Origin of the sequence: Bradyrhizobium uaiense, assembly GCF_010811875.1 — a bacterium.
Classification (GTDB): domain Bacteria; phylum Pseudomonadota; class Alphaproteobacteria; order Rhizobiales; family Xanthobacteraceae; genus Bradyrhizobium; species Bradyrhizobium uaiense.
Map to the genome: position 1 here is coordinate 1 of NZ_VKHP01001003.1, position 243 is coordinate 243.

Consider the following 243-nt stretch of genomic DNA (forward strand, 5'->3'; position numbering starts at 1 on the left):
TGGTGCTGCCGGCGGTCACCACCTCGGTGATCCCGATGGGCATCGTCACCCGCACGGTCCGCGCACTGACCGGTGACATCCTGAGCCAGGATTTCGTCGAGGCGCTGCGCGCAAAAGGCCTGCGCGATGTCGACCAGGAGATTGAGCAGCACGAAGAACAGCGCCAGCACCAGGATCGTGCCCTGCAGCAGCGGCAGATCGCGCTGGAAGATCGCCGAATTCAGCAACAGCCCCGAGCCCGGC

1 protein-coding gene is annotated in these 243 nt (G+C 65.8%); it reads right to left on the bottom strand.

The window, feature by feature from the left end:
* Nucleotides 1–243 (bottom strand): ABC transporter permease subunit (locus FNJ47_RS52625; RefSeq protein WP_236000643.1); only part of this gene is annotated, 243 nt, incomplete at both ends.